The sequence below is a fragment of the Microcoleus sp. CAWBG58 genome, assembly GCF_020883045.1.
GTDB lineage: Bacteria > Cyanobacteriota > Cyanobacteriia > Cyanobacteriales > Microcoleaceae > Microcoleus.
The window spans coordinates 116,009-141,880 of the sequence record NZ_JAHRFA010000008.1 but is presented as its reverse complement, the minus strand read 5'-3'; the positions used below and the strand labels follow the sequence as shown (position 1 = coordinate 141,880).

The window sequence follows — 25,872 nt, the reverse complement described above, 5'->3', positions numbered from 1 at the left end:
GTAACCCCAACTCCAAGTGCAACTCCGACTCCGATCGCAACTCCAACTCCGATCGCAACTCCAACTCCAATTGCAACTCCAACTCCGATCGCAACTCCAACTCCGATCGCAACTCCAACTCCAATTGCAACTCCAACTCCAAGTGCAACTCCAACTCCGATCGCAACTCCCACTCCAAGTACAACTCCCACTCCAAGTGCAACTCCCACGCCCGCACCTATCGCCTCAACCCCCGACGATCCAGAAGATCCAAATCGCCGCAAAATTCCACCGTTAGACACTCCGGGCGCTGCTGCGGGTCAAATTTTAACGCTCGATTCAAGCATCACCAGTCAGCTACCCCCCAACCAATCGTCAGTAGCTCCCCGCCGCGAAACACCGCCAGAAGTCAACCGTAGTGCTAATTTAGTGCTGGGATACTTTCCGCCTCCCGATCGACTTTTTGAAGGTAACGACATCGAAAAAGCAGTCTGGGGAATCGAACAAATTAGGAATCAAGAGTTTGGAGAATACCTAGGCGTCAAAGCCAACCTTCCCAACCAAAAAGTGATGGTGGCGCAATTCCAACAAACATTGAAAAATATAGAACAGGAAACTCGCAAGCGGTCTGGTATTATCTATATAATCTCGCGAGTCGATCGACTGGAATTAATTTTAGTTCCTCCTGTAGGGCAGCCGATTCACTACAGCGTTCCCGAAGCCAACCGTCAAGCTCTCGAACCAATTGTTAAGGAGTTCCGCGAACAAGTCACCAATCTCGGAAAAGTCGGCACTATCAGTTATCTTCCCTCGGCCCAAAAACTGTATCAATGGGCGATCGCACCTCTAGAAAAAGACTTGCAAAACTTAGGAATTCAGACTTTGTTGCTGTCAGTCGATCCCGGATTGCGGAGTTTACCCTTTGCCGCTTTGCACGACGGTAAAGGCTTCTTGATTCAAAAATACAGTTTCAGCCTAATTCCGAGTTTTAGCTTGACTAATCGCGAATTTAAGACCGTTAGAGACGCCACAGTGCTAGCAATGGGACGGTCAGAATTTGTTGATAATAAGCCTTTGCCCAACGTGCCTCTAGAATTAGAAACAATTTCTACCCAGTGGCAAGGGCCATCTTTCCTCAATTCGAGTTTCACTATTAACAATCTCCAATCGCAACACGCCAACAAAGGATTTCGGATTGTTCACCTAGCAACCCATGCTAACTTCATCTCGGGACAAGCGAGCAATTCTTACATTCAACTCTGGAATTACAAATTGCAGCTCAGTGACATGGAGAGTTTAAATTGGCGCAATCCGCAGGTAGACTTGTTAGTGTTGAGTGCTTGTAGAACTGCTTTGGGCGATCGCGAAGCAGAATTAGGTTTTGGAGGTTTAGCGGTCAAATCCGGCGCCAAATCTGCCCTGGGGAGTTTGTGGTATGTTGATGACGGAGGCACTTTGGGACTGATGAGCGAATTTTACCAGCAGCTTCGAGGAGGCAAAACCAAGGCAGAAACTCTGCAACTTACTCAACAGGCGATGATTGCTCGTCAAGTTCGGATTGAAAATCGGCAATTAGTAACAACAGCGGGCAAATTAAATTTACCAAATAACATCAAACTACAAACCAACGATTTTTCTCATCCTTACTACTGGAGCAGTTTCACCCTCATCGGAAATCCGTGGTAAGAAGAGTTGACAGTTGACAGTTGACAGTTGACAGTTGACAGTTGACAGTTGACAGTTGACAGTTGACAGTTGACAGTTGACAGTTGATATCAAATCCGGTTGCATAGGAATTATTAATCTCTGCATTCCCTCTCTGTGTCCTCTGTGCCCTCTGCGGTTAAATCATTCCGATACAGAAACGGTATGCCAGTTGAGAGTTGACAGTTGACAGTTGACAGTTGACAGTTGATATCAAATCCGGTTGCATAGGAATTATTAATCTCTGCATTCCCTCTCTGTGTCCTCTGTGCCCTCTGCGGTTAAATAATTCCGATACAGAAACGGTATGCCAGTTGACAGTTGACAGAGTAGGGTGCGTCAGGAAAGGTAAATTTAAATCACCCCCAATCTAATTCTGACGCACCATTTATGCTTGACATCAGCATCATATTTTTCGGCAAAGCTAATCAAAAATTATCTCAAAGCAGCTCTAGGCCCAAGCTGTTTCAAATTAGGTGCCGCAGTTCCATAATTGACACGACAACCGATATTTAACAAACTAGAACTGCATTCAAGAGGGACAATTTGCTGGTCGAGGAGAGCGCTGCAACTTACATACTGGTCATCATTAGTATCTCTTACCATACATTCGATCGCTCTAGCGCCCGATCGACTCGCCCAACTGTTCATACCTACAACTGCAATCATGTGCTGCCAGAAAAACGACAACACTAAAACTCCCAACAATGCAGCCACTCCCAATCCTGCTTTCAACTTCCAACTGCTCAGGATGTTTCCCACGCTACTTTTTACATTTTCCGTCCAAGAAATAGAGCTTTCGGAAGTTGTTTCTGGAGCCGATAAATTTGTTTGTGTTTGTTCTGGGATTTCCGACATTACGTATCTCCTCTGATTGCTGGAACTTTGTTCGGTTGGCAGTTACGCGCGATCGCAAATGCCAGCTATATCAAATTTTAGCAAAACTAGCCTGTGCCGACAACCGATTCGGGGGCCCAGGGTAGGGAAGTATGTATATTGACGAATTGCGAGCGCGTTTTCTATGCCTTTTGAGGTATTGTGCGATTTGCGATCGGCTATTTTGCACCTACGGCATTAAAATTGTTGTCGGTATATTTTGAAAACTGCTTAACTGAATAAGGTTTTTTTTTGAACCACAGAGGGCACAGAGAGCACAGAGAAAGAGTATAGAGAGAGATGTTGAGTTTTACCAATATTTTATGGTTTGGATAGTAGTTCTAACAACTCAGCTTCCGACAGTAGTTTGACACCTAAAGATTGAGCTTTTTCTAATTTGGAACCTGCATCTTCGCCCACAACGACATAATCGGTTTTAGCACTTACAGAACCTGTGACTTTTCCTCCAGCTTTGACAATCAAATCCTTAGCTTCATCTCGTTTTAGAGTCGGCAAAGTTCCCGTAAGTACAAAAGTTTTGCCTGCAAGTTGTAGATTTTGGGCTGCTAAGTTCTGACTTTTTACTTCTGAATGCAATTGCAATCCCGCAGTTTGCAACCGTGCAATTAAACTTTGATTTGCCGGAACTCGAAACCACTGATAAACCGCTTGTGCAATTTCCGGGCCGATGCCGTAAACTCCCTCAATCGATGCCGCCGATGCCGCTGCTAACTCTTCCACATTGGCAAACCTTTCAGTCAGCAATTGAGCGTTGACACTGCCGACGTGGCGGATGCCCAAGCCGTAAAGTACCCGCGCATAAGGTTGATTTTTCGATCGCGCGATCGCACTTACCAACTTTTCTGCTAACTTTGTACCCATGCGTTCCAAACCCATCAATCTGTCAGCAGTCAAATCAAACAAATCCGCCGCCGACTGCACCAGATTGCTATCCACCATCTGCTGCACCAATTTTTCCCCAACACCATTAATATCCAGAGCATCCCGGCTGCAAAAATGAATCAGGGAACCCCTCAAAATCGCCGGACAAGACGTGTTGATGCAGCGAGTCACGGCCTCCCCTTTTTCGCGAACCACAGGCTGCGTGCATTCGGGACAGCAGCTAGGCATTTGAAAAAGTTGAGCATTTTCGGGACGAAGTTCTGCTAAAACTCGGACAACTTCTGGTATAATTTCTCCAGCTTTTCTGACAATTACAGTATCGCCGATATGGAGATTGAGATCGGAAAGTCGATCGCTATTGTGGAGAGAAGCCCGCGAAACCGTCGTTCCAGCCAACTGCACCGGTTTGAGTTCCGCTACGGGAGTCAGAGCCCCGGTTCTCCCGACTTGTACAGTTATTGCTTCTACAATTGTAGGGACTTCGGCGGCCGGATACTTAAGTGCGATCGCCCAACGCGGAAACCTCTGAGTAAAACCCAACTGTCGTTGCAGTGCGATCGAATTAATCTTAACAACAACCCCATCAGTCATGTAAGGTAAATTTCGCCGTTCAGTATCCCAATATTCGTAATACTCCCGCACCTCATCCAACGAAGAGCAAACTTTCCGATTGGGATTCACTTTAAATCCCATCCTTCGCAACAATTCCAAAGATTCCCCTTGCGTCTTTTCCTCATTACCCTCATCTAAATGTAGAGTATAAGCAAAGAAATCCAACCGTCGCTTATCGACTATCTTAGAATCCAACTGTCGCAGCGTACCAGCCGCAGCATTGCGAGGATTAGCAAACAATTGTTCCCCCGCTTTTTCCCGTTCCCGATTAATTTCCTCAAACACAGCCAAAGACAAAAAAGCCTCACCCCGCACTTCCACCACAGGCGGCGGATTATCTAAATTAAGTTTGAGAGGAATCGATCGAATAGTCTTAACATTTTGAGTGATATCCTCTCCCGCAATCCCATCTCCCCGCGTTGCACCGCGAACCAAAACCCCATTTTCATAGGTTAACGCTAAAGCAGAACCATCAATTTTTAACTCGCAAACATAGGAAACCCCCCCCAGCCAGGGCGGGCACGGGGGCACCGCCCCTACCATGGGGGGAGTAATTTCTTGGTTAGAAACCCCCCCCAGCCCCCCCTTGCTAAGGGGGGGAGTAATTTCGCTGTTTTCTTCATTGCTAAGGGGAGGTGCATTTCCCTCTTGTCCCCCCCCTTGATAAGGGGGGGTTAGGGGGGGTGCATTTCCCTGTTGATAAGGGGAGTTTAGGGGAGGTGCATTTCCATCTTGTCCCCCCCCTTGATAAAGGGGGGTTAGGGGAGGTGCTATTCGCTGCCAGCGTTCCTGCCATTTGGTCAATTCCTCAAAATTAAAAGCATTTTCCAAACTGTAGAGAGGAATATTGTGCTTGACGCTAAAAAATTGAGTAGCTGGCTTTTCTCCAACACGCTGAGTCGGACTTTCAGCAACAATCAAGTCAGGATAATCTGATTCTAACTCTTGCAACTGTCGGTAAAGGCGATCGTACACCTCATCAGCCATAATCGGCGCATCAAGAACATAATAAGCATAGCTAGCTTCCTGTAGCTGCTGCCTCAATTGTTTAACTCGCTGCTGAATTTCTGGTTGCATATTAATTTAAAAGCGTATATTGTCTAACCGCAAAAAGCTCTGGTACGTAGTTGGGCTTTAGCCCCCCTAATTTAAGCAATTCTCCAAAAGTCAGGTACGTAGTTGGGCTTTAGCCCCCCTAATTTAAGCAATTCTCCAAAAGTCAGGTACGTAGTTGGGCTTTAGCCCCCCTAATTTAGTAGTTATATTAAACTATCAGTCATACCTCATTTTTTCGAGAAATGCTACAAACACAAACCATAAAAATCTTAGCATTATCTGTCCTGCTCTGCGGTTGTAGTTAGAACATTTAAAATCGATTAACGATCCCAATCTTCAACTTCATAAAGGAAACGAGTTCCCCCCATCAGCTTGCGATTGGCCGAAGTACTTTGCACAAAAACCGCATACTTTTCTAGATTGCTCGGCTTGATGCGAACTGTCTCACCCATTGGCAAACCCAACATTTCTCGCGCCGCTTCTCCCTCAAATAAATCGCCTGTTGAACGGTTCATCAGCACAATTTCTTTCTTGCCTTGAATAGTTTCTGTTTTGGTAAATTCATAAAACCCGCGCCCGGTTTTAAAAGCCAAACCATTTTCCAGAACAAAAGCTTTAATCGATATCTCGTTGTCTACTTCGAGAATCTGAAATCTCCCAGATTTGACAGCGCGTAATTCTGCTGACTCATAAACAGCAGTCCCTTCCCGCTGCATCATGGTATCAAACATCTTGTTTAAGCCGCGACTCATGCGACCTTGACTGACAACTTCTTGTTCGTAAGCTTGTAGTTGTTCGTCAGATGATTGTTGGTAACAAACTGCTAAAAACAAATCTGTGATGTATGAAAACTGGTCAAGATTGAGGTGAAAACCGCCAGATTTTTCCGCTAGTTCTTTGTAGAATAAAGTAGCATGGGGACGGTTGAGAGCTTGGATGCCATAAACGGCAATTCCCATCTGTGCTAACTTATCTACTTCTTGACGCCAGTTAAGTTTTTGGGGAGTTTGAGCGGGTGCGTGGGGGATGTCGTCGCCAATTAGTACGAATGTTTTGGAATTAGTAGCAGTCCAGGAAAGTGATTGAGCTTCGTGCAAGACTAATTCATAACATTCTGGAGCATCGCCGCCACCAGTAGGTTCGACATTTTCTACAAAATTGCAAATCTTGCCGACATCGCCGGATAAATCGAGGTGTTTAGTCACGTAGGTACTCCCGGCATCGCAATAGTCTCCGTGAGCAATAATGCCAATGCGAATGCCAGGAATTTCATCAAGCAATCTTGTTACCGTTTCTTTGATTTTTCGACGAACTTGCGTCAAGCAAGGGTACATACTGCCAGTTGTATCAAAGCTAAAAACGACTTCAATGTTGTTGGTTGCCATGACCTGAATTTCCCTAAGGGACAACGATTTCTTTATATTATTATAGCTCAATTTATAGCTCAATACATTTTACTTAAGATTGTCCTACAATAGCAAGAAAGCAGATGAGGTATGTTGTTGGGCTTTAGCCCTCTTAATCTATATGCGTAAAGAGGGCTAAAGCCCAACAACGTACCTAATTTGTATTACAAATCAAGTAAACATTATCGTATTATAGCTCAAACAAAAAGGAGCCAGCAAGTAGAAAATCTTAAAACTTTCTAATGATGACTCGCGTCGATAAATCATGAATTATGCGAAAACACTCTCACAAATTCAGGTCGGAAAAATCGCTAAACTTCTTGTTGTTATCTCCCCCGGACATGGAAGGTTGAAGATTATCACCATTTTTTTCGCCATTCGAGTTGCCGTTGGTGCGGGACTTGAGTGAATCTTGAGAGTTCGGTTTGGTGAAAGCAAGCGGTTCAGCGTGTTCTACTTGAAACACGTTAGCGTATAGGTTGGCAATAATCTGTTTGCCACCCTGGGTCAATTCCAAGTAGTTCAAAGCTGCTGGAATGTATGGGAAAACTCCGTTCCAATAAAACTTGGCGTAATTTTGGCGCAAATCTCCTGGGGATTTATAACCCAAGATTTTATTAGTGCCGACTTCCTCAAATTCGTAGAATAGGGCGCTGATTTTGCGGAGGTAATTTGGGTCACTCAACTGACCGATCAAATCGGCTGCCCTGGCGAGTCCAGAATAGTTGTTTCTGTCTTGATGGGTTTCGCTAGCAGGAACTGGGAAGCGTGTCAACTCAATATTGCGCTTGATTTGTTCGGCATCAATTAATGTGTGGCCGCCGAAGCGTTCGTCAATTACGAGTTTTCCTCGATCGACATGATAAGGAGTTAGACTAGCAGAAGTGGCACCGATCGCCACAGAAACCATGCCTCCATCAATACCAGTAGCATAGAGTCCCACAGATTCTTGGTCTTGGCGGCAAACACCTTTGACGTAGCCAATATCGTGGCACAGCAGCGAGATGAGGTAGTGCAGCCAATCTTCCGGTGACACACCTCCTTCGCGAATATGCTTGCCCCGGAGAATCTCTTGTCCCACCAAGGCCACGAGCATTGTGTGTTCCACGTTGTGGTAAAGAGCATCGCAGTTAGCGATGTTTTCCAGAGCCATAGTCCCCGCCCAGGCGATAATTTCAGGGTAGTCAGGCTTGTACTTGCCGTAGGTGCGGCGGTAGCCGGCCTGTAGCTCTTGTACAAAAGCGTCAATCAGGATGGCAGTTGCATTGAACATGATAAATTCTCTCACTCAGGCTATAGTTGCAAACTCGATCGCAAATATCTGGGATAGCTGAAACAATAATCAATGGGCATTAGAATAGGTTTGACCCCTCACCCAAAGACGGATACAAGCGTCGGCTTAAGTCCTAGATGCTCCCCAAATTTTAGACCCAAGTTTCAGCCTCCAGATTCATCTGCCGAGTAAATCTCAAATCTCAACTCTCAACTCTCAAATCCACTTACCCCTCGGTGTTGAATTGTCAAGTTTAGCTAGTCTTGTTAGGTCAGAAAATTGCTCTTTTGGATATACTTCCCACGATAACCTAATTTCCCATGTAAAAGATCGATTTTTTGGTATTAAATATTAGTGAAACAATTTAGATCGTTTCACCGACTAATGATTAGAAGTCCTAGGTGTTAAAGTTATGAACTGTCTGTTTCCGAGTCTCCACACTGCGGCAATTCGCGCTCGGCGGTCGATCGCCCCAAAATACCTAGGATTGTTTGCATTCACGGCTGTTTGCACCGCTGCACCGGCCCTGGGAGCAGAACGAATCTATATAACCTACGGGCCGCTAGAAGTGTCAGTGCCGATCGAGTCCCTGACACTCTTCGCCAAAGAAGGCAAAATCGATTCAAACTTGGACGGCTTTGCTCAGTACGCCAAAGAATCACAGCTAGCGGAGATTCGCAACGGGCTGCAAGCGAAAGCAGAAATCAGCCACGTGACGATCGCCCAATTCCTCTACACGCCTCAAGGAGAAGTGCTGCTGGAACGCTTGGGGCGAGTAATTCAAACCAAAGCTCGGCAGCCCGGATTTTATGCGATCCGAGCGGCCCTAATTTTAGCTGCCTCAGATCCAGAAGGCATGACAATTCTCAACGTGCTGCGGAAGTTCCCGACTTACGGCATCAGGATTGACATTGCGCGCGGCTTGGGCATTGCCAACGAACTGACATCGCTGATCAACCGTTCCAATCGGACGATCGCCGGAGTCGCCAAGTTGTCGGAAACACTAGCAGCCGAGGAGCCTGGGATACCGCCCGCTGAAATGCTACAGATCCAGGAAAAGGGCCCCTATAATTGGAAAAAATCATCGGTAACTCTGACAAGTCCAAATCGCGATCGTACCTTTGATATCGACATTTACCTGCCGCTCAAAAGTCCGCAACCGGCTCCTGTGGTAGTCATTTCTCACGGTTTAGGTTCCGATCGCATTTCCTACGAGTATTTAGCCAAACACCTAGCCTCCTACGGCTTTGCCGTCGCCGTCCCCGAACACCCCGGCAGCAACGCCCAACAAATCCAAGATCTAGTAACAGGCAGAGCCAGCGAAGTAGCAGAACCAGCAGAATTTGTCAACCGCCCCCTCGACATCAAAGAGCTGCTCGATTATTTAACCAAACTTTCGACAACCAATCCGGTGTACCGAGGACAGCTAGACTTGCAGCGAGTCGGCATCATCGGCCAATCTTTCGGAGGCTATACGGCTTTAACATTAGCGGGAGCCGAGATTAACTTTGCACAGCTAGACAAAGACTGCAAGCTAGAAAACGAAACTTGGAACCTCTCGCTGCTATTGCAGTGCCGCGCCCGCAGCCTAGAGCGCAACCAGTACAATTTCGGCGATCCGCGCGTCAAAGCTGCGATCGCCATTAACCCGATCGCCAGCAGCATTTTAGGAGAAACAAACCTCAGCAAAATCCAAATCCCAGTCATGGTAATCGCAGGCACCGCCGATACCGTCGCCCCCGCTTTGCTGGAACAAATTCAACCCTTCACATGGCTGACATCGCCCAACAAATATCTGGTACTGATGAACAACGGGACTCACTTTTCCACGATCGACCAATCCCCTCAAAGCGTATTTTTGCCACCCTCACAGGCGATCGGGCCCGAACCCGCCTTAGCCCGCCGCTACCTCAACGGACTTAGCCTAGCCTTCATGGAAAGCTATTTGAACAACAAATCAAAGTTCCGCCCGTATTTAGAGCCAAACTACGCCCTAAGCATTTCCCGAAACACTCTGGGACTGAGAATTTTGCGATCGCTCACCCCCCAGCAACTGCAACAGTTCAGCAGTGCTCCACCTCCTCGCAGCCCTGTCCCTGCACCTGCGATCGCTCCAGTTGCTCCACCTTCTCCAGTTGCTCCACCTCCAGTAACTCCAGTTCCCCGTTAGGGTTAAGTGCGATCGAAGCGGTGCACTCTTTTTTCGGCTCTCGATCGTTTCATCAGCTTTCCTGATGACCCTCATCAGTTAAGCTGTCGTTACACCCCTTTACAAACCTTAACGATACCGTTAATAATAGAGACATCATCCGAACATTGAAAAACCAATAGCAATCATAAACACATGACGGCAACCTTACAACAGCGCGAAAGCGCCAATATCTGGTCGCAATTCTGCAACTGGGTAACATCAACCGACAACCGCATTTATGTAGGTTGGTTCGGAGTCTTGATGATTCCTACCTTGCTGACTGCAACAATCTGCTACGTAATCGCCTTCATCGCTGCTCCTCCAGTGGACATCGACGGCATCCGCGAACCAGTTGCTGGTTCCTTGATGCTGGGTAACAACATCATCTCCGGTGCTGTTGTTCCTTCTTCAAACGCGATCGGTTTGCACTTCTACCCAATCTGGGAAGCTGCTTCCTTGGATGAGTGGTTGTACAACGGCGGCCCTTACCAATTGGTAATTTTCCACTTCTTGATCGGTGTATTTTGCTACATGGGTCGCGAATGGGAATTGTCCTACCGCTTAGGTATGCGTCCTTGGATCTGCGTAGCATACTCTGCTCCAGTAGCAGCAGCTACCGCAGTATTCTTGATCTACCCGATCGGTCAAGGTTCGTTCTCCGACGGTATGCCCTTGGGTATCTCCGGTACATTTAACTTCATGATCGTGTTCCAAGCCGAGCACAACATCCTGATGCACCCCTTCCACATGTTGGGAGTTGCTGGTGTATTCGGTGGTAGCTTGTTCTCCGCCATGCACGGTTCTTTAGTTACATCTTCTTTGGTTCGCGAAACAACTGAAACCGAGTCACAAAACTACGGTTACAAATTCGGTCAAGAAGAAGAAACCTACAACATCGTTGCAGCCCACGGCTACTTCGGTCGTTTGATTTTCCAATACGCTTCCTTCAACAACAGCCGTTCCTTGCACTTCTTGTTAGGTGCATGGCCAGTAGTTGGCATTTGGTTTACCGCTTTGGGTATTTCCACAATGGCATTCAACTTGAACGGTTTCAACTTCAACCAATCGATTATCGACTCACAAGGTCGCGTCATCAACACCTGGGCTGATGTTATCAACCGCGCTAACTTGGGTATGGAAGTAATGCACGAGCGCAACGCTCACAACTTCCCACTTGACTTGGCCGCTGGTGATACAACTCCAGTTGCTTTGGTTGCTCCTTCTATCAACGGTTAATTTTTAACTTGAGATAATCAAAAAGCGCTCCTAGAAATAGGGGCGCTTTTTGTTTGGGCTTTTGCTAAAATCCAAGAAACCGGGTTTCTGCGACAATCTTCGCATCCCCACCAAGGTTTAGGAAGAAACCCGGTTTCTGACTCCCCACCCAAATTCCCAAATCCAAGAAACCAGGTTTCTGCAACAATCTCGGAATTCCCACCGAGATTTTAGAAAGAAACCGGGTTTCTGACTCCCACGCGAGACTAAAGAATAGAATATTAGGATAGGCTCCAAGTTTTGGAAGTCGTATATTATGGAAGAGCGATCGTAAAAGGTAAGTCAAATGGTTGTCGCAATTTCTAAAGCAGGATTGGGTACAGGTGCGGCTTTCCTGTCAAACGTGACATGGGAGACTCTGGAAAAGTTGGATGCAGATTTGGCGGAAACTGGGGCGCGTTTAACTTATTTGGATGGGTGTTTAGAAATTATCGGTTCTTTTTCTGAGGAACATGAAGAATCTAGAAACACTTTAGACCAGCTTTTAGAAATGTATATGCGGACAAAAGACATTCGTTTCTACGGGCGCGGTAGTACAACTATCGGGATGAAGGAGTTGGGTGCACGGAAAGAACCAGATGAGTCTTATTGTTTGGGTACGCGCAAGTCAATTCCAGATTTGGCAATTGAAGTGACAGTGACGAGTGGTGGAATTGATACGCTGGAAATCTATCGTCGGGTGGGTGTGCGGGAGGTTTGGTTCTGGGAGGATAGTGTAATTTCGGTTTATTGTTTGCGTTCGACGGGGTATGAGTTGGTGAGTAAGAGCGAACTGTTGCCGGAGTTGGATTTGCGATCGATCGAGTTTTATTCGCGGATGGCGGATCAATATGATGCGGTGAATGCTTTTATGCGATCGATGATTTAGTTGAAACTGCTACTATATAAACCCGGCGGTTGAAACCGCGTCTACAAAAACAAAGTCTGCCTCCGCAGACTAAGAAATAAATGGGTGGAATGTTACTTGGATTGAATATATTTTTTAAATACAGGATTAATCTGAAATTGCGATCGCCCTCCTACTAACACTTTTTCCACTAAGCCGCGTCGGGCTAAAGATTGTATGGCTTGCCAGAATTGCGATCGGGATAATTCGCGATCGGTTGATTGTAAAGAATAACCAGTATTAGTAGAGTACATCACCTTTATAGGAATTTGCGATCGAACAGATACATTTGAGCAGGTGACACACTCTACCAAGTAAAACTAACGTCGATAGAGAGTGCCATCAGGCATTTTTGCCCCATTTAGATTTGCTTGTCTCAAGTCTGCACCACTCAGGTTAGCTTGCTGTAAGTTGCTACCAGTAAAGTTGGCTTTTTGTAAGTCAACCCCACTTAAGTCTACTGCACTCAACTTGTTTGCTAGTAAATTTAGTAAGTCTTGGCTATTTAGCGTGGAACTTCGCCATAAAGCGCTGTTATTTAGATGTAGCTGAATTAACCCTAGTAATTCGTCCTTACTAAGATTTACCTGATTAGGATCGCTTTTGATTAAGTTAATTAAATCATGCTGATTTAGCTTAGAGTTGACTAGCTTCTGTACATCTTGCTGGCTTAAGTTAACTTTATTCCAGTCTAACCCGCTGAAATCCAAGTTACTAGCGTCAGCTTTGATGAAATTGACTAAATCTTGCTTGCTCAAGTTAACTGTCAATATTTTGATGGAATCTTCCTTACTCAATCTAATTTTACTCCAGTCAAATCCCTGGAAATCTAAGTTGCCAGGGTTTTTAACTTTGCTGATTTTGACTTCACTCAAGTCAGCACCTGTTAAGTCTACGCCAGTCAAATTTGCACCACTCAAATCGGATCTTCTCAAATCAGCATTATGCAGGTTAACACCTTGTAGATTCTTCCCACTGAGGTTAGCACCTGGTTTGATTTCGGTTTCAGTGGCTACTGCATTGCTTGTAGAGTCTTTACTGCCACAAGTTCCTTGTCCGAAAACTAAAAAGCAATCAGTTTTTTTAGTGACATTAGGTGGACTTCCTTCTGCTCTGACTTGAGCCGGGTGCATTAGGAGGATTCCAAAACATAAAAATGCGACAATTAAAAACTTGCTAATCAACTTGTTAGCGATTGTAATTTGAGGTAGCATCGTAAACTTTATCCTACAGTGAGTTTGACAGAGATTGAGACAGATATAATATTTGCTAGTCTAACAGCAAAATAGGGAAACGGCGCGATCAAGCGCGCTACTTTTTTAAAGTATAGTTTCCCTAACTGTTATCTCCACTTTTAGCTAGCGAGGCCCAGCTTCAATTGCAGAATTGGCTATCTGAACGAGCATTTTCTCTTGCCCATTCTTCATCGTTACTCGGTACAAAACACCTTGATACTGCCATTCAACTAAAGCCGTGCAGTAAGCACCACAACCATTAGAAAAAACTCCTTGTGTTCTGCCAGCTAATTGAATAGTTTTGAATTCACCCCTAAATCCTCTAGGCGCTGGTGTTGCTGCTTGTCCACCTCTTTCTGCTGAGATACTCCCGATGTAGCACGGCGTACCGCTGCAATTAGGTATGGAGCTCATTACAACGCTATAGCTCTGCGTTTCGACTCGGCTTTCCAAGTAAATTTGTTTTGGGAATGGAAGCTGACTGGGTAGAAAAATTGGGACTCTCGTCTTACCTTCCATGTGCGAAAGAATTTCACGAACTGGAAAAGAAATACTCGATTGAGAATTACCAGCTTCAGAATTAGCAGACTGAGGGCGAAACCCTTGCACAAAATTAGTCCACCGCTGAATTTTATTACCAGTAATATCTAAAATTGGAATAGAACGAGTCCTTGATATTGGCCGCCCAGCCTCCTCCTGAGAATATTCGATCGCAGTACGCTCTGGTTTCCCTAAACCATAAGTATTAGCAATCTCGCTAGCCAACTGACAGTTGATTCTAAATTGCCCCATGTCAATTTTACCATTTCCAGCGAAGTAATACCAAGTCCTACCGCCAGCGTTGGGTATCTCCTGACAGTCCGAATATGTCACCTCAAACATCTTGGCAATATGCACGTCATAGAGGCGCAATTGACCCCCATAAGCAGATTTTGTGGTATTGGTTTCTGACACCGTAAGGGTATAGGTTCCTTCTGCGTGTTGTAATCTCATTGGAACTTGTGTTTGAGCGATCGCCTCTGGTATCCTCTGAATGGGAGTTACAGCTCCCCAACTTAAAGTAATAGCACCTAAACTTGTTAGCAATAATTCTTTTGTGCCTCTCATTTGTCCCTTGAAAACTATTGGATAGTTGTATTATAGAGCTTTAGTTTAGCTAAAGAAAAAAGTTTTGCTTCTTCCTTGGTTACACACGCTATATTTGTTGGTAATCAAATAGCGATCGCACCTCATTAACATCTGATTTTAGATTGCTACTTTCGATCAACCCAGTATTGTGTTCTACGCTTGTGATGTGCAACCGCTAAAATGCGAATCAGATCGCCTTCTAAAATACGATAAAGCAGAGAGTAGGAGAACTTTGGTAAAATCACCCGACGAACAGAACTTTTAACCTTTGAACCAGCTTCAGGATATAGCATGAGGAAGTTTACTGCGTCTTCTACTTCTCCCAAAAACTCTAACCCAAGCCCAGGTTTTTGTTCTTCGTGATAGGCAGTGGCATCAATTAATTCTTGTTCGGCTAGTGGATGAAATATCACGTTTTTCATTGCAGAAGCCCACGAATCTTCTCAAACACTTGTTCAGCCGGAATACCAGTGACTTGGCCGCCATCCATTTCTCGATCGCGCCTTTGGGCTTCTTCGACCCAGACAGATGCCACTTCTGGATCGATTTCACTACTTTGTCCCAAGTGCTTTAGGAGTCGCGATAGCAATATTGCTTGAGAATCCCTTGGCAATGCCATAACCTCAGCTTCAAGATTTTCAATGGTCATAATATTTAAGGGTTTTATGATACATTAATTCTATCATACTTTGGAATCAAAGGGGGCATCTGGCAACATCTTTGGTGATTGTAAGATCGATATTATCGAGGATCGGTAAAGGAAGATTCATGGTGAGACCGAGTAAAATCCAGTCTTCCAATACCTCTTGCAATTCTTCACGGGCAACTTCGAGACTTACAGCATTTGCATAGACTCCTTCACAGATAGGAATTTCTCCGTAGAAAGTCCCATCATCAGGGAAAATTTCATACTTAGCTTGCTTCATGGCAGCTTGGATGTATTTAGTTAACATATTAAAGCAATCTCCTTTAAGGTGACAAAACGAATTGGGATGATATCAAGCCAACATTGATTAGCAATAGAAAGAAAGAAACTTATAGTGTGTCTTTTGAGATTACGATCGCCCAAAAAATTCATGACTGAGACTTAAGCTTGGCCTTGGCCGCTCGCAGCTTTTCCCAAGCAGCTTCGGTTCCTGGTCTTGGTGGTAGGGCGGCAATTCGAGCAATCAGATCGCGATTTTTTTCTTCGTAGTACAGCCGCAGTTCCTCAGCTTCCTTAAGCACCATTTGATACTCGGCTTCAACATCAGCGCGATTTGCCTCAATGTAAGCTAAAGCTGCATTAATTTGTTCCTCTGTCAGATCGAACAATCCCCTGATAAACTTGGGCGGATATTGAGCCGTCACGTAGTCCATGATGTCGTAGATCGTGATGCGCGTACCTGCGATCGACAGTCCTCTTTCTGTACGGATGATAGCTGTTTGTTCGTTGGATACGGTTGTCATTTTTATAGCCTCCTAGAAGTTATTTTTAAATTGGTCGAAAACTCTGCACAAAATTCAGCCAGCGATCGACTTTATTGCCAGTAATGTCTAAAATTGGGATAGAACGAGTTCTGGATATTGGCGGCCCTGCTTCTTCCTGAGAATATTCGATCGCACTACGCTCTGGTTTGCCTAAACCGTAAGTTCTCGCAATATCTCCCGCCAACTGACAGGTTATTCGGAATGTTCCCATGCTAATTCTGCCATTTCCGGCCCTGTACTCCCAATCTCTAAAGCCAGCCCTAGGTATCTCCTGGCAATCGGCATACGTCACTTCAAACATCTTAGCGATGTGCACGTCGTAGAGGCGCAACTGACCCCCAAAGACAGATTTTGTGGTGTCCGTTTCTGGCACCGTCAGGGTATAGGTTCCTTCCCCGTGTTGCAGTCTCATCGGAACCTTTGTCTGGGCGATCGCCCCCGGTATCCCCTCAATGACGCTGACAGAGCCCCAACTCATAGTAATAGCGATCGAGCTGGTGAGGAATAATTCTTTCGCGCTTCTCATTTATCTCTTAAAAGCTATAGCCTATTTGTAGCATATATTTAATTTTACTATAACTGTAATTTTTAAGAATAATTTTACGGTTATACCTCAATAGGGTTTACTTAACGCTTTTGATGAATTTCATCTGACGATTTTTGGATTATAAAGAGGTGAAGTAGATATTAAGAAGATTTTACCGCAGAGAACACAGAGAACACAGAGAGGGGAGGGATAAAAGGTTTTTTACGACATCCAAAACCCTCGCAATACTCTTCCCTCTGCGCCAAGAACGCCCCAATACGGTTCAAAACTCTTCTCTTGATGGAGTGGATTGTATTTCAATACGGTTTACTTAATGCTTTTGATGAATTTCATCTGACGATTTTCTGGCAATATAGCCATTTTTGGCAAGTCAGATTTTTCTTAAGTCCACTGAATGAAGGTTATACCTAAATTTTATGTATTGAACCAACTGCCAAACTATACGATCGTAAATAGTGATGGGCAGATTTATTTCGTCAAAGGCGATCGGCTCGCTCGGCACTGAAATTGGACATCCAGAAATAATCAAACCAGGAGTAAGCAGTTCCTCAGACGCCGCTCCAAATAGGCAATTTAGATGCACAATAGTTTGCCAGCCAAGGCTACTTGAATTTATCCTCAAACAAGCAATGCTGCTGACAGATTTTTTACCACAAATAATTAGTTGAAAGCCTTGCTTGTTTAGCGTAGAAATTAAAATCAGACGATTCATTAATCCAATCATCGGACTTCCAGGTAGAGGTTGCCCTCAACTGTCAATTGTCAACTGTCAATTGTCAACTGAATGAACACTTCCCCGCCTGAAGACACCTGGTGTTCGTGGTACTTTCTGTAACTTACGCTTTTAGGCTAAGTTAGAATGGCAAATTTCTACCACTATTCAAAACCATGCCATCAGCAGTACCAGTTAAGATCGTAATCACAACCCCAACCCCAACCAGCGCGGGTACTAGGCCCGGAAGCTCTGCTACCGCTCGCAATGGCACCAGCGGCCCTGATTCCCTCAGCGGTACTGCCGGCGCTGACTTGATCTTCGGTTTGGGAAGCGGTGACAGCATTTTAGGTTTGGGGGGAGACGATAGCCTTTACGGCGGTGACGGCGACGACTCAATACAGGGCGACGCTGGTAATGATTTGCTTTTCGGCGGTGCAAGCCGCGATAGCGTTTTGGGCGGCGCAGGCGACGATACTTTCTACGGAGGCAAAGGTGCTGATTCGGTAAGCGGGGATGATGGCAATGATTTGTTGTTTGGCAACCAAGACAACGATACTTTGTTGGGTGGTGCGGGCAATGATACGTTTTTTGGCGGTGCCGGCGATGACTCGCTGTTTGGTGGCGTGGGCGATGATTGTTTGTCGGGCGATCGCGGCAGAGATACTTTAACTGGTGGCGCAGGGAATGATATTTTTTCGATCGGGCGATCGGCAGATGGCGATGTGATTACCGATTTTACTGTTGGTACGGATAAAATTCGCTTGAGAGCTGACCTCACTTTTGCCGAACTCACCATTTCTGCTGGGCCCGGAACCGTGCCGAGTACAATTGTTCAGTTTACAAGTACCAAGGAAACTCTGGCTACTGTATTGGGAGTTACTATCTCTCGGACGGACTTTATTTTTTAATTGGGAATGGTTCAACAGTTGACAGTTGACAGTTGACAGTTGACAGTTGACAGTTGACAGTTGACAGTTGACAGTTGACAGTTGACAGTTGACAGTTGACAGTTGACAGTTTGAGAGGAACCTCTACTTATAAGTCCGAGGATTGCATTAATGAATCGTCTGATTTTAATTTCCCCCTATAACGGAGAGGCTTTCAACCAATTATTTCTGGTAATGGGGATTGAGAATTTGGTAATTGGTAATTGGTAATTGGGTTTGCGGGTAGTTTTGAGTTTTAAATTTTTAACGTTGAACTTTTTAACTCAAAACTGGGAAGCGTTGCGACCAACAAAGCAATGTCAAAACTTTTCTTTTTCCTTTTTTCTTTTCCCTTGTTCCATCTTCTATTGAACTGATTTCCATTAAATCCGTTACATCTGAGAACTTGCACCAATGTCAATAAGTCCTTGATGAACAGGCAAGATGCCTGTTCCACAAGAAAATTTATCTTTTGTGGAACAGGCATCTTGCCTGTTATTGAGAATGGTACAAGATGTAAGTTACATCCGTTATACAATGCCTTGCCAAACTTTTCTCTTCCTTCCTACTAATGACTATTGACGGTTTTCTCAATCTCAACAAACCTGCGGGAATGACTTCTCACGACTGCGTGGGGCGAGTGCGCCGAATGTTGAAACTCAAACGAGTGGGACACGGAGGAACCCTCGATCCGGCTGTGACTGGCGTTTTGCCGATCGCCCTGGGAAGAGCAACCAGACTGCTGCAATTCCTCCAACACCACAAAGCTTACCGAGGTACGATTCGGTTTGGCTTAACTACCGCTACGGACGATTTAGAAGGAGAAATCCTGAATTCTCAACCTGTTCCGGAGTTGAGTTTAGAACAAGTGCAAGCTGCACTGCCGAATTTTATCGGCAAAATCGAGCAATTTCCGCCGAGTTTTAGTGCAGTGCAGGTGGGAGGAAAACGGCTTTATGAGTTAGCTAGAAAAGGCGAAACTGTGGAAGTTGCGGCTAGGAATGTTGAGGTGTTTCGGCTGGATATCTTGGATTGGCGGCCTGGGGATTTTCCAGAATTGGATTTGTCGATCGCCTGCGGGGCGGGTACTTACATTCGGGCGATCGCCCGGGACTTGGGCGCACTCTTGAATGCAGGCGGTACTTTGGCCCGTTTGACTCGCACCGAAAGCAGCGGTTTCTCGATCGACCAAAGTCTCACTTTTGAAGAATTAGAAGTGCAATTGCAGGAGAATACATTCAGCCCGATTTTGCCATCGGCGGTTTTGGGACACTTAGGTGCGATCGTCCTTTCTCCTGAATATACCAAACGCTGGTTTCAAGGACAGCGCCTCCCGATTCCCGAAACGGCAATAGAAGCCGAGAAAAGTAGCAACAATCCCCCTGAAAACTTAATACCCGAACCTCCCTATCCCTTGCAAGTTTACGATCGAGATGGTAATTTTTTAGGTATCGGTCAAGTAGCAAACTCAGATACAACTACCATATTATCTCCTCAAATTGTCTTTTAGCTATCCAAGAGGTGAAAATGAAAATAGGTATAATTGGTGCTGGAAATGTTGGCGGAACTCTGGGACGCATTTTAACTCAAAAAGGTCACTCCATCGTATTTGGCGTTAGAGATCCGCAGAGTGCAAAAGTGCAGTCGGCGGTGGAAGCGACAGGAGGAAATGCGGGAGCAGCTAGCGTTGGGGAAGCTGCAAGTCACGGTCAAGTTTTGATCTTAGCTACGCCTTGGAATGGCACGCAAGAGGCGATCGCCGCTGCGGGAGATTTGACTGGCAAAATTATAATTGACGCCACTAACCCGATCGAGCTGACACCCGCTGGACTAGCTGCTGGACTGACAATCGGACACACTACCTCCGCAGCCGAAGAAATTGCTAAATGGGCGATCGGATCGCAAGTTGTGAAAGCGTTTAACAACATTGGTGCAAGCTGTTTTCAAAACTTGCAGTTCGGTTCGCAAACAGCAACTGCTTTTATTTGCGGAGACAGTGCAGATGCGAAGAAAATTGTCACCAATCTTGCCGAAGATATCGGATTTGAAGTTGTAGATGCAGGGACACTCAAACAAGCTAGATTGTTGGAACCTTTGGGGATGCTATGGATTAATCTAGCTTTCAGTGGTATGGGACAAGATTTTGCGATTAATTTAATCAAACGCTGAGGTTAAGATTGTGAAAATATTGCTAATCGGATTAATTCGAGGCTACAAAATGGGGATTTCTCCTTATTTGCCTAACGCCTGTAGATTTCAGCCAACTTGTTCCCAATACGCGATCGAAGCCATAGAAAGATTTGGGGCAGCCCGCGGTGGCTCGATGGCAGTTAAGCGGATTTTGCGCTGTCATCCTTTTCATCCAGGCGGTTACGATCCCGTACCTCCCAAAGATAGTCAGGGAAATTAGTCATTAGTCATTAGTCATTAGTCGTTAGTTATTAGTCATTAGTCGTTAGTCAACTGTCAACTGATTAAGACTGTCAACTGTCAACTGTCAACTGTCAACTGTTTAAACTAGCATCAGGTAATTTGTTATTTTGAACGCAATTCAGTAATATTACTGTTTTTTTCCCAAACTCAGCAGCGATATAATAGGGAAAACAGGAGTACAGGGAATGCGAGTTGATATGTCTGCTACCGCAATCGGGTACAAAATGCTTTCTCATACTTTGGCAGTCCTCAGCCAGAAACAAGCAACGGGAAAACTGCTATTAGAGCAAGGTGAGCAACAGTGGCAACTATACTTTTTTCAGGGTAGTTTGGTTTATGCCACAGGAGGAGCGCACAGAGCGAGGCGCTGGTACAGGGCTATTGGACAACACTGTCCCAACTTTCAAGTGGATCTTAGAGATCTGGAGGCTCGGGAACTGTGGGAATATCAACTGATTCAGCAAGGGCTAGCTGCCAGCGAAATGAGTTTGCAACAAGCTAAGGCGATCGTCCACAGCAGCATTTCCGAAGTTTTGTTTGCTCTGATCGGTCAATCGGGTTTGCGTCGGGAGTGGCGTCCGTCGGAAAAATATTTTTCTAAAATAATATCTTCTTTGCTGCTGTCTGTAACGGAAGTAGAACAAATTCTGTACTCTACAGAACTAATTTGGCAGAAGTGGAAAGGCATGGGTTTGTGGCTGGTAGAACCAGAACAAGCACCCCTTTTAAAAGCGTCTGCCCAGTTGCAGGAAAATCGATTTAGTTCTAACTCTTTGATAGCTTTGGCTAACGTATTTAACGGCGAGAATACTCTTTGGGATATTGCATTGAAGAAAAAGCAGTGCGTGACAGTCGCAACTCGCGCTTTAGTTAATTACATGAAGCAGGGTTTAGTAAATTTCCGCACAGTACCAGACTTACCGTCGCCTATAGAACAGTGGCGCCTTGCTGCTTCGATGGCTGGGCTGGTTCGCCCTTTGATTGCCTGTATTGATGACAGTCCGACAGTATGCGAATTTTTACAACAAATTTTATTGCCGGCGGGGTATCGAGTTCTAAAAATTCAAGATCCGATGGATGGAGTGGGCATCATTGCCAAACAAAAGCCTGCTTTAATTTTTATGGACGTGGTAATGCCGAAGACAAACGGCTTTGCTTTGTGCAATTTTTTGCGACAAACACCTAGTTTTCGGGAAACTCCGATCGTATTTTTGACTGGTAGAGACAGTATAATCGATCGCACGCGAGCCAAACTTACAGGTGCTTCCGATTTTTTGAGCAAGCCGCCCAATCCGGAACAGGTTTTGCAAATAGCTCAGAAGTATTTAAAGGTAAAAGGCGATCGCAACCCTTTAGGAATTCGCCCCGACAATTTACTGAATTCGCGGCAACTTACTTTGGCAAATTCTTGAACCAAATTTATGCTCAAAAAGCATCCCTTATCCGGTGCGTCAGTCTCTGTCGCACCTTAAACGTATTATAATAAAGACGCAACTAGATTTGATAAATAAATCTTTGAGGGGCGAGTGTATAATTTTTCTGGATTTCACAGCCAGCATTTTAGTAAATCCGCCCAGCCTATATAGATTCTAATGCTTCGGACTTGATATTCATGATGAGCGATCGAACTCCGCAGGTAAGCGTGGTGATTCCGGCTTACAACTGTGCTGCTTACGTCGGCCAAGCCGTAGATAGCGTGCTGCGCCAAACCTATACTGACTGGGAAATTATTGTAGTAGACGACGGTTCCCGAGACGACACCAAATTAGTTTTAGAGCAATATGGCGATCGCATTCGCTACATTTACCAACAAAATCAAGGAGTTTCCATTGCCCGAAATCGCGGCATCGAACTAGCGCAAGGAGAATTCATCGCCTTTCTCGATGCAGATGACTACTTTTTACCCGAGAAATTAGCAGCACAAATTGCTGTATTCAGAGCGCAACCAAATCTAGGAATAGTCCACAGTGGCTGGCGTCAAGTCAACAGTATAGGCGAACGGATTAAAGATGTCAAACCCTGGAAAAACGTCCCTAAATTAGACCTAGAAATGTGGCTGCGGTGGAAACCAGTATTGCCCAGCGCAATGATGTTTCGCCGCGAATGGTTAGAGCGCGCTGGCGGTTTCGATCCTCGATTTCCCCCGGCTGAAGATACAGATTTAGCGCTGCGTTTAGCATTAATGGGATGCGAAACAGAATGGCTGCGGCAAATAACAGTTTGCTACCGCCAGCACGAACAAAGTGCCATGTACAAAGGTTTACCGCAGGCTAAATCCTTGGCGGCGGTAATGGACAATTTTTTTGCGCGGCCCGAAGTGCCGGATAAAATACGTTTGTTGGAAAAGCAAATCAAGTACAGTACGTTGGTTTGGATTGCTTGGTATTTGCACCGCACCGGTCATCCTGTTGAGATGGCAGAATTTTTGCAGCGTTCTTGGAATTATACGCCTTATTTGCCAGTGGAAACAGTAATTAATTGGGCGGAGTGTTTTACGGAATTTTCGCAGGATGCGGGCAATGAATTGGATGCAGATTTATTAACTCAATCTCCAGAATGGCAGCAGTTAATGCAGTGGGTTATTCTCAGCAGCTATACTACAATAGGTTTGTAGTGAGGACTTTAGTCCTTCTTAGAGGACTAAAGTCCTCACTACGAACCTTCTTAGATTGGTAAATAAGGTTTTTTTAACGAACCGCGAAGGCGCAAAGGACACGAAGGAAGAGAAGAGAAAAAGTGCTAAAGTTTTTTGGCAATGTGAAATGCTGAAATATAGGAAGCTTTGATGATATTTACGCAGTTTTTTGCGAGCGCTTCCCCCAAATTTGTTAACAATGATTTTCTTTTTTGCTCGTCTAGCGCGATGTACTCCGAGTAAGTCTGCAAAAGATTCAGATAATCCTCAATACTGTAGGTAATTTCACATACTAACTGTTCGTAAATTAAATCTTCGTACAGGCCTGAGTCGATGATATTTTGTCCGATTTCTTTGATACTTTCTGCTTGATTGACTCTTTCTTTGGCATGATATACTGCTAGAGATGGAGCTTGAGTTTGACAAACTTCATTTAAAACTCGGTAAACTTCATCTTCTGGCAAAACTCCGGCATTCCAGAGCAAAATCAATGAACCTTTATCTTTTAATGCGGCGGCCGTTTTTTGATAGCGAATCTCTGGTGACACCCAATGAAAAGAAGTCGCCGCCAGCACAGCATTGAATTTATCAGTTTCTAATTCCCACTCTTCCAAAGTTTGATTTTTAATCTTTACAAATGGATAAGTTGCACAGTTTTGTTGTGCTAGCTGACAAGCTGGCTGACTGGGTTCGAGACAAAGCATTGCAAAACCTAATTCCGCAAACGGAACAGTGGCTATTCCGGGGCCGCATCCGATTTCAAGAATGTTGGCGTTTGAGGGAAGTTCGGCTAATTCGACAACGCGATTAATTAGTTGTTGAGGATAGCGCGGTCTAGTTTTGTTGTAGAAGCCTGCGATTTCGCTGTACCAATTTTTTCGCTGTTCGTAACTGTAGGTAGTGGTATATTCACTATACCAATCTTGAGTTTCTTCTGATTTATTAGCCATTGTTAAATCTTTCTTTTCTCTTCTCCTCTCTTCCTTCGCGTCCTTTGCGCCTTCGCGGTTCGTTCAAACTACTTATATTAAAATGCGAGATTATCCTTCAGTTTCAGCTTCAGTATAAATTGGCGGCCAAAGTTCAGCAATGGGCAATTCCCAACCAGGAAAAAGTTCGGATACCGTCAAAATATCTCCATTACCCAGCACAATTGGTTCGCCTTCGGGACGGTAAACTGTAACAGTTTCTTCATCCGGGTCGATCAGAATGCCTACTTGTGCACCGAGTTGGATAAAATTGAGAATCTTTTTTTCGAGCGGTTTAATACGATCGCTCTGTGATTTAATTTCTACTACCAAGTCTGGGACTAATTCTGCGAAATAACGGGTACTTTGCCGGATCCGGGCGGCCCGCACAAAGGAAACATCGGGTGCTGTGAGCGTCGCGTCAGGCAAAATAAAGCCACCTGCGGAGTCAAAAATTCGGCCCAAACGCCGGGGATAAACCCAATTGGCAAGCAGCCAAATGAAAAGTACACCAATTTCACTTGATACAATATCTGAGGGGCCCACAATGATAATTTTCCCGCTTTCTAGTTCAAGTTGGTAGTCTTGACCGGCTTCTTTGAAGGTTTTTTGGACTTTTTCTAAGTCTTTGAGTGTCATCATATTAATTTTTACCTCGTAGAAAAGGAGTTACCGCAGCTACAGCTTTGGGCTGCATTGGGATTGTGGAACCGGAAACCTCCGCCCATCAAGTCTTCTGAATAATCCAAGGTTAGCTCATTGAGATATTTTAAGTGCTGGGGGTCGATCGCAACTTGAACTCCCTCGGACTCGCAGAGAGTGTCTTCTGGGACGGGTGCATCGTCAAATGCCATTGTATAGGACAAACCGGAACAGCCGCTCGATTCTACGCCCAGACGAAACAAAGCATTGGGATTGGGATACTTTGACTTGAGGCGCTTTACTTCTGTGGCTGCTGTTTTGCTTAGATGAATCATTAATTTTATTGGTTATTGGTTATTGGTTACTGGTTATTGGTTACTGGTTATTGGTTACTGGTTACTGGTTATTGGTTACTGGTTACTGATTGGTGCGAATAACAAATAACAAACAACAAATAACAAATAACCAGTTTATAGGTTATTTAGCCTTAGATTCTGTCCGCGCGTAATCGTCTTGAAAGCGCACAATATCATCTTCTCCTAGATATTCACCATTCTGCACTTCAATTAAAATCAGGGGAATCACTCCCGGATTTTCCAGACGGTGAGAAATGCACTGTGGAACATAGGTAGACTGATTTGTAAATAGAACTTCTTCGGTTTCGCCACAAGTAACTTTAGCAGTACCGGAAACTACGATCCAGTGTTCGCTGCGGTGGTGGTGCATTTGCAGGCTGAGGCGGTGTCCCGGCTTGACTTCGATCCGCTTAATTTTGTATCCCGGGCCTTCTTCAAGTGTTGTAAAAGAACCCCACGGGCGTGATTCTGTAGCGGAAATTCCGTTGGGTGCAGCAGATGCAAGCAGAGTTAATGTTTGAGAAAGTTCTTGAGTTTGAACCATGATTTTTTACTCCTTCGGGATTGCTTGTTGAAGCCTTTAGTAAACGATGTTGGTTTTTGAGGTGAGCTAATTTGTTGTTAAAATCTAACCTCACCTGCGCGGAAGGGTTAGC

Annotated in this window: 28 protein-coding genes; 10 read left to right on the top strand and 18 right to left on the bottom strand. The window is 45.0% G+C overall.

Features of this window, described 5'->3' with window-relative positions:
- A partial coding sequence (locus tag QZ918_RS05540; RefSeq protein ID WP_293332087.1) for a CHAT domain-containing protein occupies positions 1-1,665 on the top strand: 1,665 nt, incomplete at its 5' end.
- Here QZ918_RS05540 and QZ918_RS05535 read toward each other — a convergent pair.
- The 5 genes from QZ918_RS05535 to QZ918_RS05515 all read right to left on the bottom strand — a co-directional run bounded on the left by QZ918_RS05535 (position 1,597) and on the right by QZ918_RS05515 (position 7,809).
- Positions 1,597-1,791 carry a hypothetical protein gene (locus QZ918_RS05535; protein WP_293332084.1) on the bottom strand — a complete coding sequence of 65 codons (195 nt, stop codon included), beginning with the start codon at positions 1,789-1,791 and terminating at the stop codon, positions 1,597-1,599. The two genes, QZ918_RS05540 and QZ918_RS05535, sit on opposite strands and share 69 nt — an antisense overlap.
- Positions 1,792-2,118: 327 nt before the next feature.
- Positions 2,119-2,541 carry a hypothetical protein gene (locus tag QZ918_RS05530; RefSeq protein ID WP_293332081.1) on the bottom strand — a complete coding sequence of 141 codons (423 nt, stop codon included), beginning with the start codon at positions 2,539-2,541 and terminating at the stop codon, positions 2,119-2,121.
- Between the two features lie 339 nt (positions 2,542-2,880).
- A complete protein-coding gene (ligA, locus tag QZ918_RS05525) occupies positions 2,881-5,151 on the bottom strand; it encodes an NAD-dependent DNA ligase LigA (protein WP_293332078.1) in 2,271 nt (756 codons plus the stop codon).
- Positions 5,152-5,450: 299 nt separating this feature from the next.
- Complete coding sequence (locus QZ918_RS05520) at positions 5,451-6,515, bottom strand: vWA domain-containing protein (protein ID WP_293332075.1); 1,065 nt, start codon at positions 6,513-6,515, stop codon at positions 5,451-5,453.
- 307 nt (positions 6,516-6,822) lie between these two features.
- Entirely contained in the window at positions 6,823-7,809 is a 987-nt protein-coding gene (locus QZ918_RS05515; protein WP_293332072.1) for an Npun_R2479 family HD domain-containing metalloprotein, read from the bottom strand.
- A 412-nt stretch (positions 7,810-8,221) separates the two neighbouring features.
- On the opposite strand from QZ918_RS05515, the gene QZ918_RS05510 reads away from it, so the two are divergent.
- From QZ918_RS05510 to QZ918_RS05500, 3 genes are all read left to right on the top strand, one after another.
- A complete protein-coding gene (locus tag QZ918_RS05510) occupies positions 8,222-9,979 on the top strand; it encodes an alpha/beta hydrolase (RefSeq protein ID WP_293332069.1) in 1,758 nt (585 codons plus the stop codon).
- Between the two features lie 174 nt (positions 9,980-10,153).
- Positions 10,154-11,236: a photosystem II reaction center subunit D1 gene (gene psbA, locus QZ918_RS05505; protein ID WP_293332066.1), complete on the top strand. Its 1,083-nt coding sequence runs from the start codon at positions 10,154-10,156 to the stop codon at positions 11,234-11,236.
- 325 nt (positions 11,237-11,561) lie between these two features.
- Positions 11,562-12,143: a Uma2 family endonuclease gene (locus QZ918_RS05500; protein WP_293332063.1), complete on the top strand. Its 582-nt coding sequence runs from the start codon at positions 11,562-11,564 to the stop codon at positions 12,141-12,143.
- Between the two features lie 92 nt (positions 12,144-12,235).
- On the opposite strand, the gene QZ918_RS05495 is transcribed toward QZ918_RS05500, so the two are convergent.
- The 9 genes from QZ918_RS05495 to QZ918_RS05455 form a co-directional block, all read right to left on the bottom strand.
- A complete protein-coding gene (locus tag QZ918_RS05495) occupies positions 12,236-12,415 on the bottom strand; it encodes a hypothetical protein (RefSeq protein ID WP_293332059.1) in 180 nt (59 codons plus the stop codon).
- 66 nt (positions 12,416-12,481) lie between these two features.
- The gene (locus QZ918_RS05490; protein ID WP_293332056.1) at positions 12,482-13,375 is read right to left on the bottom strand and encodes a pentapeptide repeat-containing protein; all 894 of its coding nucleotides are present in this window, start codon (positions 13,373-13,375) and stop codon (positions 12,482-12,484) included.
- 144 nt (positions 13,376-13,519) lie between these two features.
- Positions 13,520-14,503 carry a hypothetical protein gene (locus QZ918_RS05485; RefSeq protein WP_293332053.1) on the bottom strand — a complete coding sequence of 328 codons (984 nt, stop codon included), beginning with the start codon at positions 14,501-14,503 and terminating at the stop codon, positions 13,520-13,522.
- Between the two features lie 146 nt (positions 14,504-14,649).
- Positions 14,650-14,946 (bottom strand): type II toxin-antitoxin system RelE/ParE family toxin, encoded by a 297-nt coding sequence (locus QZ918_RS05480; protein ID WP_293332050.1) that lies wholly within the window; start codon positions 14,944-14,946, stop codon positions 14,650-14,652.
- The gene (locus QZ918_RS05475) at positions 14,943-15,173 is read right to left on the bottom strand and encodes an addiction module protein (protein WP_293332047.1); all 231 of its coding nucleotides are present in this window, start codon (positions 15,171-15,173) and stop codon (positions 14,943-14,945) included. The genes QZ918_RS05480 and QZ918_RS05475 overlap by 4 nt, the downstream gene beginning before the upstream one ends.
- Before the next feature lie 46 nt (positions 15,174-15,219).
- Positions 15,220-15,477: a type II toxin-antitoxin system HicB family antitoxin gene (locus QZ918_RS05470; protein WP_293332044.1), complete on the bottom strand. Its 258-nt coding sequence runs from the start codon at positions 15,475-15,477 to the stop codon at positions 15,220-15,222.
- A gap of 121 nt (positions 15,478-15,598) precedes the next feature.
- A complete protein-coding gene (locus tag QZ918_RS05465; protein ID WP_293332041.1) occupies positions 15,599-15,973 on the bottom strand; it encodes a DUF433 domain-containing protein in 375 nt (124 codons plus the stop codon).
- A gap of 25 nt (positions 15,974-15,998) precedes the next feature.
- Positions 15,999-16,520, bottom strand: coding sequence for a hypothetical protein (locus QZ918_RS05460; protein WP_293332038.1), 522 nt, complete (start codon positions 16,518-16,520; stop codon positions 15,999-16,001).
- A gap of 391 nt (positions 16,521-16,911) precedes the next feature.
- A complete protein-coding gene (locus QZ918_RS05455; RefSeq protein ID WP_293332035.1) occupies positions 16,912-17,253 on the bottom strand; it encodes a hypothetical protein in 342 nt (113 codons plus the stop codon).
- A gap of 176 nt (positions 17,254-17,429) precedes the next feature.
- Here QZ918_RS05455 and QZ918_RS05450 point away from each other — a divergent pair, with 176 nt between their 5' ends.
- The 6 genes from QZ918_RS05450 (at position 17,430) to QZ918_RS05425 (ending at position 23,229) form a co-directional block, all read left to right on the top strand.
- Complete coding sequence (locus QZ918_RS05450; protein ID WP_293332032.1) at positions 17,430-18,164, top strand: calcium-binding protein; 735 nt, start codon at positions 17,430-17,432, stop codon at positions 18,162-18,164.
- A 589-nt stretch (positions 18,165-18,753) separates the two neighbouring features.
- Positions 18,754-19,692, top strand: a complete 939-nt coding sequence (gene truB / locus QZ918_RS05445) for a tRNA pseudouridine(55) synthase TruB (RefSeq protein ID WP_293332029.1) — start codon at positions 18,754-18,756, stop codon at positions 19,690-19,692.
- 11 nt (positions 19,693-19,703) lie between these two features.
- The gene (locus QZ918_RS05440) at positions 19,704-20,351 is read left to right on the top strand and encodes an NADPH-dependent F420 reductase (protein WP_527250387.1); all 648 of its coding nucleotides are present in this window, start codon (positions 19,704-19,706) and stop codon (positions 20,349-20,351) included.
- Positions 20,352-20,361: 10 nt separating this feature from the next.
- Positions 20,362-20,592, top strand: a complete 231-nt coding sequence (gene yidD / locus QZ918_RS05435; protein ID WP_293332023.1) for a membrane protein insertion efficiency factor YidD — start codon at positions 20,362-20,364, stop codon at positions 20,590-20,592.
- 220 nt (positions 20,593-20,812) lie between these two features.
- Positions 20,813-22,027 (top strand): response regulator, encoded by a 1,215-nt coding sequence (locus tag QZ918_RS05430; RefSeq protein ID WP_293332020.1) that lies wholly within the window; start codon positions 20,813-20,815, stop codon positions 22,025-22,027.
- Between the two features lie 203 nt (positions 22,028-22,230).
- On the top strand, positions 22,231-23,229 hold the full coding sequence (locus tag QZ918_RS05425) for a glycosyltransferase family 2 protein (RefSeq protein ID WP_293150609.1): 999 nt from the start codon (positions 22,231-22,233) through the stop codon (positions 23,227-23,229).
- A gap of 125 nt (positions 23,230-23,354) precedes the next feature.
- On the opposite strand, the gene QZ918_RS05420 is transcribed toward QZ918_RS05425, so the two are convergent.
- The 4 genes from QZ918_RS05420 to QZ918_RS05405 form a co-directional block, all read right to left on the bottom strand.
- Positions 23,355-24,200 carry a class I SAM-dependent methyltransferase gene (locus QZ918_RS05420; RefSeq protein ID WP_293332017.1) on the bottom strand — a complete coding sequence of 282 codons (846 nt, stop codon included), beginning with the start codon at positions 24,198-24,200 and terminating at the stop codon, positions 23,355-23,357.
- A 90-nt stretch (positions 24,201-24,290) separates the two neighbouring features.
- Positions 24,291-24,857 (bottom strand): Uma2 family endonuclease, encoded by a 567-nt coding sequence (locus QZ918_RS05415; RefSeq protein ID WP_363318802.1) that lies wholly within the window; start codon positions 24,855-24,857, stop codon positions 24,291-24,293.
- An 11-nt stretch (positions 24,858-24,868) separates the two neighbouring features.
- Positions 24,869-25,195, bottom strand: a complete 327-nt coding sequence (locus QZ918_RS05410) for a HesB/IscA family protein (RefSeq protein WP_293150543.1) — start codon at positions 25,193-25,195, stop codon at positions 24,869-24,871.
- Positions 25,196-25,337: 142 nt separating this feature from the next.
- Positions 25,338-25,760, bottom strand: a complete 423-nt coding sequence (locus QZ918_RS05405; RefSeq protein ID WP_293150540.1) for a phosphomannose isomerase type II C-terminal cupin domain — start codon at positions 25,758-25,760, stop codon at positions 25,338-25,340.
- Positions 25,761-25,872 lie beyond the last annotated feature (112 nt).